The organism is Streptomyces sp. WELS2, from assembly GCF_013870595.1.
Classification (GTDB): Bacteria; Actinomycetota; Actinomycetes; order Streptomycetales; family Streptomycetaceae; genus Streptomyces.
Genome location: NZ_JACBWZ010000252.1, coordinates 1 through 7,773, shown reverse-complemented (window position 1 = coordinate 7,773; position 7,773 = coordinate 1). Strand labels below are relative to the sequence as shown.

Annotated in this window: 10 protein-coding genes and 1 pseudogene; 2 read left to right on the top strand and 9 right to left on the bottom strand. The window is 71.1% G+C overall.

From position 1 onward, the window contains the following. From cbiE to H5J33_RS16625, 7 genes are all read right to left on the bottom strand, one after another. On the bottom strand, positions 1 to 672 hold a 672-nt coding region (gene cbiE, locus H5J33_RS16655), incomplete at its 3' end, for a precorrin-6y C5,15-methyltransferase (decarboxylating) subunit CbiE (RefSeq protein WP_181795694.1). Between the two features lie 92 nt (positions 673 to 764). Beyond that, complete coding sequence (locus tag H5J33_RS16650; protein ID WP_181795693.1) at positions 765 to 1,403, bottom strand: GNAT family N-acetyltransferase; 639 nt, start codon at positions 1,401 to 1,403, stop codon at positions 765 to 767. 161 nt (positions 1,404 to 1,564) lie between these two features. Then, positions 1,565 to 2,392: a MetQ/NlpA family ABC transporter substrate-binding protein gene (locus H5J33_RS16645; RefSeq protein WP_181795692.1), complete on the bottom strand. Its 828-nt coding sequence runs from the start codon at positions 2,390 to 2,392 to the stop codon at positions 1,565 to 1,567. A 22-nt stretch (positions 2,393 to 2,414) separates the two neighbouring features. Further along, a complete protein-coding gene (locus H5J33_RS16640; RefSeq protein ID WP_181795691.1) occupies positions 2,415 to 3,245 on the bottom strand; it encodes a MetQ/NlpA family ABC transporter substrate-binding protein in 831 nt (276 codons plus the stop codon). Positions 3,246 to 3,336: 91 nt separating this feature from the next. Further along, positions 3,337 to 4,074, bottom strand: coding sequence for a methionine ABC transporter permease (locus H5J33_RS16635; RefSeq protein WP_181795690.1), 738 nt, complete (start codon positions 4,072 to 4,074; stop codon positions 3,337 to 3,339). Further along, positions 4,071 to 5,162, bottom strand: coding sequence for a methionine ABC transporter ATP-binding protein (locus tag H5J33_RS16630; protein WP_220212417.1), 1,092 nt, complete (start codon positions 5,160 to 5,162; stop codon positions 4,071 to 4,073). The genes H5J33_RS16635 and H5J33_RS16630 overlap by 4 nt, the downstream gene beginning before the upstream one ends. A gap of 285 nt (positions 5,163 to 5,447) precedes the next feature. Further along, entirely contained in the window at positions 5,448 to 6,098 is a 651-nt protein-coding gene (locus tag H5J33_RS16625) for an HAD family hydrolase (RefSeq protein WP_181795688.1), read from the bottom strand. A gap of 69 nt (positions 6,099 to 6,167) precedes the next feature. On the opposite strand from H5J33_RS16625, the gene H5J33_RS16620 reads away from it, so the two are divergent. Next, positions 6,168 to 6,527 carry a hypothetical protein gene (locus H5J33_RS16620; protein ID WP_181795687.1) on the top strand — a complete coding sequence of 120 codons (360 nt, stop codon included), beginning with the start codon at positions 6,168 to 6,170 and terminating at the stop codon, positions 6,525 to 6,527. Position 6,528: 1 nt separating this feature from the next. Next, positions 6,529 to 6,948 carry a hypothetical protein gene (locus tag H5J33_RS16615; RefSeq protein WP_181795686.1) on the top strand — a complete coding sequence of 140 codons (420 nt, stop codon included), beginning with the start codon at positions 6,529 to 6,531 and terminating at the stop codon, positions 6,946 to 6,948. Positions 6,949 to 7,020: 72 nt separating this feature from the next. Here H5J33_RS16615 and H5J33_RS16610 read toward each other — a convergent pair whose 3' ends face one another. Then, positions 7,021 to 7,518, bottom strand: a complete 498-nt coding sequence (locus H5J33_RS16610; RefSeq protein WP_181795685.1) for a GNAT family N-acetyltransferase — start codon at positions 7,516 to 7,518, stop codon at positions 7,021 to 7,023. Between the two features lie 45 nt (positions 7,519 to 7,563). Next, a pseudogene (locus tag H5J33_RS36765) lies at positions 7,564 to 7,773 on the bottom strand (sigma-70 family RNA polymerase sigma factor); the annotation flags it as partial.

The following is a 7,773-nucleotide window of genomic DNA, read 5'->3' as shown; positions in this document are numbered from 1 at the left end:
CGCAGTCGCTTCCTGGCGGTGACGGTATGCGCGGCCGGCGATCCAGCCGCCGCCCTCCCCGGCACCGGCGGGGCCGCCGATGACGATGACGACGTTGGGGTCGCGCCAGGTGTGGTCGGCGGCCTTGTCGGACGTGACGACGCTGACCTGTTCGCGTTCGGTGCCCAGTTCCTCGCAGATGACGAAGGTGCGGTGCACGCCTTCCAGCAGGAGCCCCAGTTCGGCGGGGCCGGCGCCCGGCGCGGTGAGGACGGCGACCTTGGCGTGGGCGCGGCAGACGTTCACGGCGCGGCGCAGGGTGCGCGGGTGGGCGACGACCACCTGGGCGTCGTCCCAGGGCATGCCGGCCCGGGCGAAGGCGGTGGCGACGGAGGAGACGGCGGGGACGACCTCGACCTCCAGGCCGTACTCGGGCGCGCGCAGGGTGCGTACGACACCGAAGAAGCCGGGGTCGCCGTCGGCGAGGACGACGGCGGTGCCGCGGTGGGCGGCGATGCGTCGGGCGGCCAGCGGGAGGCTGCCGAGGCGGATGCGTTCGGCGGCGGGCGGCACCTCGGGCAGCGCCAGGTGGTGGGCGGCTCCGGCCACGAGGGTGGCGGCGCCGAGTGCGCCCCGTGCCGCGGCGGTCAGCGGCGAGCCGTCCCAGCCGATCACCGTGACCCGGTCGGCCATCGTCGTCAGTCTCCAGTGGTTCTGCGCGGGTCTTCGGGGAGGGAGCCCGGTGCGCGGGCTCCGTGAGCGTACCTGGTGGAGTGCGGAAGGACTCAGTTCCAGTCCGAGTACGAGGTGAAACCACTCGCGTCGGCCGGTTGCTCGCCGACCCCGGCGAGGTCCTCGGGCAGCAGGCTCCAGACGATGACGTCGGTGCGTACCCGGGCCCAGGTGCCGTCCTCGGTCCGGGCGCGGGCTATCCAGGCGTTGCGCAGTACGCCCTCGCTGATGCAGCCGATCTTCTGGGCCACCTGCTGGGAGGCGGTGTTGTCGGCGGCGGTGCGCAGTTCCAGCCGCTCGAACTCCTGGTCGTGGAAGAGCCACTGGGCGATGGCGAGGGCCGATTCGGAGGCGTACCCCTCGCCGCGGGCCCAGGGCGCGATGACGTAGGCCAGTTCGCTGGAGCGCACGCGCCAGTCCGTGTTCTTCAGGTGGACGAGGCCGACGAGCCGCTGGGTGAGGAACTCGGTGACGGCGAGGACGATGCCGCGGCCCTCGGTCCGTTCCCCGGGGGCGAGCCGGGTGATCCACTGGCGGGCGTCGGCCTCGGTGTAGGGGTGGGGGACGCTGGTCCAGGCGACGACCTGTTCGTCGTTCATCATCTCGACCAGGGCGGGCACGTCGTCCTCGTCGAGGGGACGCAGCACCAACCGCTCCGTGCTGATGGAGATGTTGGGGAAGGTGCTCGTCATGCGCCGCTCCGTAACCTTCGGAAGTTCCTCGGAAGACCGTCAGGGCCGTCAGGTCCGCTGAACTGCCCAGCATGCAGCATGAAACCACCGAAGCGCACGACGGGGTCCGCTCCTCGCGAGGGAGGGGACCCCGTGCGTCGCCGTACCCGGTGTGCGTGCCGTCAGCCGCCGGTCGCGGGCAGGACGGACCCGTGGTACTTGTCCTTGATGAACGCCCGGACCTCGGGTGAGACGAGCAGGCCGGCGAGCTTCCTCACCCGCGGGTCGTCCTCGTGGCCGCGTTTGACGGCGAGGAGGTTGGCGTAGGGGTTGTCCTTCGCCGACTCCAGCAGGATCGCGTCCTTGGCGGGGCTCAGGCCCGCGTCCTGGGCGTAGTTGTTGTTGACGACCGCGGCGTCCACGTCGTCCAGCGAGCGGGGCAGCTGGGCGGCCTCCAGCTCCTTGAACCTGAGGTGCCGGGGGTTGTCGGTGACGTCCCCCGGGGAGGCGTCGGTGCCGGCGCCCGCCTTGAGCTTGATGACACCGCCGGCGGCGAGCAGCTTCAGGGCGCGGCCCTCGTTGGTGACGTCGTTGGGTACGGCGACGGTGGCGCCGTCGGCGAGCCCGGTGATGTCCTTGACCCGGTGCGAGTAGACGCCCATGGGCGGCAGGTAGGGCTTGACGACCGGGACCAGGTCGGTGCCCTTGGACTTGTTGAAGTCGTCCAGGTAGGGCTGGTTCTGGTAGAGGTTGGCGTCCAGCTCGCCCTCCTGGAGGGCGGTGTTCGGCAGGACGTAGTCGGTGAACTCCTTGATCTCCAGCTTCAGGCCGGCCTTGGCGGCGAGGTGATCCTTGATGTAGGTGAGCACCTCGCCGGCCGGGACGGCGGTGGCGCCGACGACGAGGGTGTCGTCCTTGCCACCGCCCTTGCCGGAGTCCGTGCCGGAGCCGCAGGCGGTGAGGCCGAGGCCGAGGGCCAGGGTCACCACGGCGGCGACGGACGTGCGCATGGCGTCAGTCCCCCTCGGCGGCTCAGAACGACGGGATGACCGAGCCCTGGTACTTGTCCTCGATGAACTTCTTGACCTCGGGCGAGGTGAGGAGCTTGGCGAGCTTGGTCACCCGCGGGTCCTTCTCGTTGCCCTTCTTCACGGCGAGGAAGTTGCCGTAGGGGTTGCCCTTCGCCGACTCCAGGACGAGGGCGTCCTTGGCGGGCTTCAGACCGGCGGAGATGGCGTAGTTGCCGTTGACCACGGCCGCGTCGACGTCGTCCAGGGAGCGCGGGGTCTGGGCCGCCTCGACCTCCTTGAACTTCAGGTTCTTGGGGTTCTTGGTGATGTCCCGCGGGGTGGCCTCGTTGCCGGCGCCGTCCTTGAGGGTGATCAGCCCGTTGGCGGCGAGCAGCTTCAGGGCGCGGGCCTCGTTGACGGCGTCGTTGGGGACGGCGACGGTCGCACCGCTCTTGAGGGCGTCGGCCTTCTTGACCTTGTGGGAGTACAGGCCGAGCGGTTCCAGGTGCACCGTGACGACGGGCACGATGTGGGTGCCGCGCTTGCTGTTGAAGTCGTCGAGGTACGGCTGGTTCTGGAAGTAGTTGGCGCCCACCGAGCCGTCCTCGGTCGCCGTGTTGGGCGTGATGTAGTCGGTGAACTCCTTGACCTCGAGGTCGAGGCCCGCCTTCTTCGCCAGCTTGTCCTTGACGAAGTTGAGGATCTCGGCGTGCGGGGTCGGGCTCGCGGCGACGATCAGCGGGCCGCTGGAGTCGAGGGAGCCGGAGTCCTTGTCGGAGCCGCAGGCGGTCAGCCCGAGGGTGAGGGCCGATGCGGCGAGGACGGCGGTGGTGAGCTTGGCGGTGTTACGCACGAAAAGTGCCTTTCCTTAAGGGTGGTGCGACCCCGGGTACGAGTGGCCGGGGAGCCTGGGGTGCCTGGCGCGGCCTTGCCGGTCCGGTGCGTTACGCGACCTTGCCGACCTCGGCCGCGGCGGGCTCCTTGGCCTTCAGCAGGCGGAGCTTGGGGGCCGGGCCGGAGCGGGCGCCGCGGCGGTACAGGGAGCGGGCGGCGAAGTCGCCGGCGAACTGGATGAGGGAGATGACGACGGCGAGGATCGCCACCGTGATCCACATCAGTTCGGTCTCGAAGCGCTGGTAGCCGTAGCGGACGGCGAGGTCGCCGAGGCCGCCGCCGCCGACCGTGCCGGCCATGGCGGAGTAGCCGATGAGGGCGATGATCGTGGTGGTGGTGGAGGCGATCAGCGAGGGCAGGGCCTCGGGGACGAGGACCTTGCGGACGATCGTCCAGGTGTTGCCGCCCATGGACTGCACGGCCTCGACGAGTCCCTGGTCGACCTCGCGCACGGCCGTCTCGACCAGGCGGGCGAAGAAGGGGATGCCGCCGATGGCGAGCGGCACGATGGCCGCGGTGGTGCCGATGGTGGTGCCGGTGACCCAGCGGGTGAAGGTCATCAGCGCGACCATCAGGATGATGAACGGCATCGACCGGCCGATGTTCACGATCTGGCCGATCACCTTGTTGGCGAGGACGTTCTGCAGCAGGCCGCCCCGGTCCGTGAGGACCAGGAGGATGCCGAGCGGCAGACCGGCGACGACGGCGATCACGGTGGACCAGAGCACCATGGTGAAGGTCTGGCTACACGCGTCCGACAGCAGCGGCTGCATCTCCGACCAGGTCACTTGGCACCTTCCTTCACCAGCGGGGCGTCCTGGCCCACGACGTCGATCTGCAGGCCGTGCTCACGCAGGAACCCGATCGGGACCACGTTGTCCTCGTAGCGGCCGGGCAGTTCGATGCGCATCCGGCCGACCTGGAGGCCGGCGACGGTGTCGATGGCGGCGCCGAGGATCGAGATGTCGATGTTGTAGGTGCGGGCGAGCTGGGAGACGACCGGCTGGGTGGCGCTCTCGCCGTGGAAGGTGACGTCGAGGACGGTCCGGTCGGCGCCGGTGGCCTCGCCGCCCACCGGGAACAGCGCGGCGGCCAGCGTGGAGCCCGGGGTGGCCAGCAGCTCGCTGACGGTGCCGGACTCCACGATCCGGCCCCGCTCCATGAGGGCGGCGGAGTCGCAGATCGACTTCACGACGTCCATCTCGTGGGTGATGAGCAGGACGGTCAGGCCCAGCTGCCGGTTCAGGTCGCGCAGCAGCTGGAGGATGGAGCGGGTGGTCTCCGGGTCGAGGGCGCTGGTGGCCTCGTCGGAGAGCAGCACCTTGGGGTCGCCGGCCAGGGCGCGGGCGATGCCGACGCGCTGCTTCTGGCCGCCGGAGAGCTGGGCGGGGTAGGCCTTGGCCTTGTCGGCGAGGCCGACGAGGTCCAGCAGTTCCAGGGCCTTGCGGGAGCGCTCCTTGCCGGACTTGCCGAGGATCTCCAGCGGCAGCTCGACGTTGTCCTGCACGGTCCGCGAGGACAGCAGGTTGAAGTGCTGGAAGACCATGCCGATCCGGCTGCGGGCGCGGCGCAGCTCCCGGCCGGCGCGCGGGCCGCGCCCGGCCAGGGCGGTGAGGTCCTGCCCGGCGACGGTCACGGTGCCGGAGGTGGGGCGCTCCAGCAGGTTGACGCAGCGGATGAGGGAGGACTTGCCGGCGCCGGACTGGCCGATGACGCCGTAGACCTCGCCTTCGCGGACGTGCAGATCGACGCCGTCGAGGGCGGTGACCTCACGGCCGCGGGAGCGGTAGACCTTGGTCAGGCCCGAGGTGGTGATCACGTGGGTTTCCGTCACTGTCGAGTGCGCGGGCGGGGGTGTGCCCGGGCACGGGTGCATGCGGTTGCGGCATGGAGCGGGGGGTTCGTCTCGTACGGCCTGGGGCGTACGGACATGCCACGGTCTCGCTTCGGGGCGCGAGCTCGGCTGATGCGGGGGCCCTCTAGAAGGCGCACATTCGACACATCAGGCGACACATACAACGAGCACCGGGCGTCATGGTCGCCTCGGTCGCAAGGGTGCGGCAGCTCGTCGTGGTCATGCGATCAGTAAACCAGACGGGCGGTCCCGGACGGGCGCCGCTGTCCGGATGCTGGACAGCGGCGGACAGGGCGGGCCGGGGTCTCAGCCGCGGCGGGATATCGCCAGGCCCCGGTGGGTGACCAGTACGGACAAGGCCGACAGGTCGTCGACCACCAGGTCGGCGTCCAGTTCCGCGGCCCGGTGGGTTGTGGCCAACGCCACGGTGGTCATGCCGGCCGCGCGGCCGGCCCGCAGTCCGGCGGGGGCGTCCTCGAAGACGACGCAGTGGGCCGGGTCCACGCCGAGCTGCCGGGCGGCCAGCAGATAGGGCTCGGGGTCGGGCTTGCCGCGGGTGACGTCGTCGGCCGAGACCAGGGCCTTCGGCGTGATGCCGACGGCGCCCAGGCGGGCCTCGGCGAGGCGGCGGGTGGCGGAGGTGACCACGGCCCAGCGGTCGGACGGCAGGGCGTCCAGGAAGTCCCGGGTGCCGGGGAGCAGGCGCACGCCCCCGTTCGGCACGTCCTCGACCTCCAGCTGCTCGACCCGGGCGACCGCTTCCTCGACCAGGTGCGCGGGCAGCAGGTCGGCGACGATCTCGGCGGCCGGGCGCCCGTGCAGTTCCACGCGGCCGAACTCCTCGGCGGTGATCCCGTACTCCCGGGCCCAGCGGGACCAGCAGCGCTCGACGGAGTCGAGGGAGGAGACGAGGGTGCCGTCGTTGTCGAACAGGAGTGCGTGCGCGTGGATCGTCATGGTCCCGACCCTAAGGCGTTCGGCGGGGGCGACGGCCGGGGCACGTTTCGGCCGTAATAAGGTCACGGCATGCTCAACGCCCTGATGCTGGTGACCGGGGTCGCCGCGCTCCTGCTCGCCGCCTGGTGCGGCTGGGCCGCCTACCGCGACCAGCCGACGAAGGACTGGCACTTCATCGGCATGGCCGTGGTGTCGGTGCTGGCCCTGGTCCAGCTGGTGGCCGGGATCGTGCAGCTGGCGCGGGGCGGGAAGCCGGAGCAGGGCACGACGATCTTCGTGGCGTATCTGCTGGGCTCGTTCGCGTGCGTGCCGGCCGCGGGGTTCATGTCGCTGGCCGAGCGGACCCGCTGGGGCTCGGTGACGGTCGCCGCGGCCGGGGTGGTGCTGGCCGTCCTGGAAGTACGGCTCTACGACATCTGGGGAGGCTGAGATGACGGCGGTCCAGGACAAGCCGGCCCGGCTGATCAGCGGGCCGGGCATGCTGCTGGTCTGGTTCTACGGGGTGATGGTGGTCGGCGCGCTGTCGCGTTCGGCGTACCAGATCGCCACGGAGTTCGACCGGGCCCCGCTGGCGTACACGCTGTCGGCCGTGGCGGGTGTGGTGTACGCGTTCATCACGTACACGCTGGTGCGCGGCGGGGAGACGGCGCGCAGGGCGGCGCTGGTGTGCTGCGCCGCCGAGCTGGCGGGAGTGCTGATCGTCGGCACCTGGACGCTGGTGGAGCCGTCGGCGTTCCCGGACGCGACCGTGTGGTCCGAGTACGGCATGGGGTACGTGTTCATCCCCGTGCTGCTGCCCTTGTCCGCGCTGTACTGGCTGCGCAGGGCGCGGGAGCGCGCGGGCGCCTGAGGCGGGTGCGCGGGTGCGGGTCCGTCGTGGCCGCTCGCGCCGTTGCCCGCGCATCTTTCGGGGCGCGTGTCCTCACGCCGTGGCGACGTAGGCGCCCGCTTCCTTCTCCAGCACGATCATCTCCACGCCGTCGTCGCCCTTGGCCCGGCCCACCGCCTGGTAGCCCACCTTCCGGTACAGCCGGAGGTTGCCCTCGCTGCGGTGGCCGGTGTGGAGGCGGAAGCGGGTGGCGCCGTGCTGCTCGGCCAGCGCGGACTCGGCCGCGCGCAGCAGCCGGGCGCCGATGCCGTGGCCCTGGAGGCGGGGGTGGACGCAGAGCTTGCCGATGGCCGCCGCGCCGTCCTCGGTCACCTTGCCGCGCACCGAGCCGACCACCTCCTCGCCGAGCCGGGCGACGAAGACGCAGTCGGTGGCGACCTCCTGGCGGACGGAGTCCAGGGTCTGCACGAGCGGGTCGATGCGGTAGTTGCCGTACAGCGCGGCCTCGCTCTGGAAGCAGAGGTACTGGAGCCTGAAGATCTGCTCCGCGTCCTGCCCGGTCGCCGCCGAGATGGTCACGCTCATGCCCATGTGCGCACGCCTCCCGCTCACCTGATCGCCTGTCGTCCCCCACTCCTATCCCCGCGCTTCGCAGGCCGCAACCTCCGGTGTGAGCAATCTCCGCAGACAACCAAGACATCTGGAACGTTCCGGACCCAGACTGCCCTGTGAGATACCCAACTCCCCGGCGATTTCCCGGTAGGTGAGGTCCTTCGGCGAGAGCAGCGCCTCCATCAGGCGCGGGCAGCGTCCGGGCAGCCGGCGGACCGCCTGGCGCAGGGCGCG

Excerpts from the sequence above, each read along its gene's own strand:
- H5J33_RS16650 (WP_181795693.1), bottom strand. The coding sequence starts at position 1,403 with ATGACGAGCACCTTCCCCAACATCTCCATCAGCACGGAGCGGTTGGTG.
- H5J33_RS16645 (WP_181795692.1), bottom strand. The coding sequence starts at position 2,392 with ATGCGCACGTCCGTCGCCGCCGTGGTGACCCTGGCCCTCGGCCTCGGC.
- H5J33_RS16630 (WP_220212417.1), bottom strand. The coding sequence starts at position 5,162 with ATGCACCCGTGCCCGGGCACACCCCCGCCCGCGCACTCGACAGTGACG.
- H5J33_RS16625 (WP_181795688.1), bottom strand. The coding sequence starts at position 6,098 with ATGACGATCCACGCGCACGCACTCCTGTTCGACAACGACGGCACCCTC.
- H5J33_RS16620 (WP_181795687.1), top strand. The coding sequence starts at position 6,168 with ATGCTCAACGCCCTGATGCTGGTGACCGGGGTCGCCGCGCTCCTGCTC.
- H5J33_RS16615 (WP_181795686.1), top strand. The coding sequence starts at position 6,529 with ATGACGGCGGTCCAGGACAAGCCGGCCCGGCTGATCAGCGGGCCGGGC.
- H5J33_RS16610 (WP_181795685.1), bottom strand. The coding sequence starts at position 7,518 with ATGGGCATGAGCGTGACCATCTCGGCGGCGACCGGGCAGGACGCGGAG.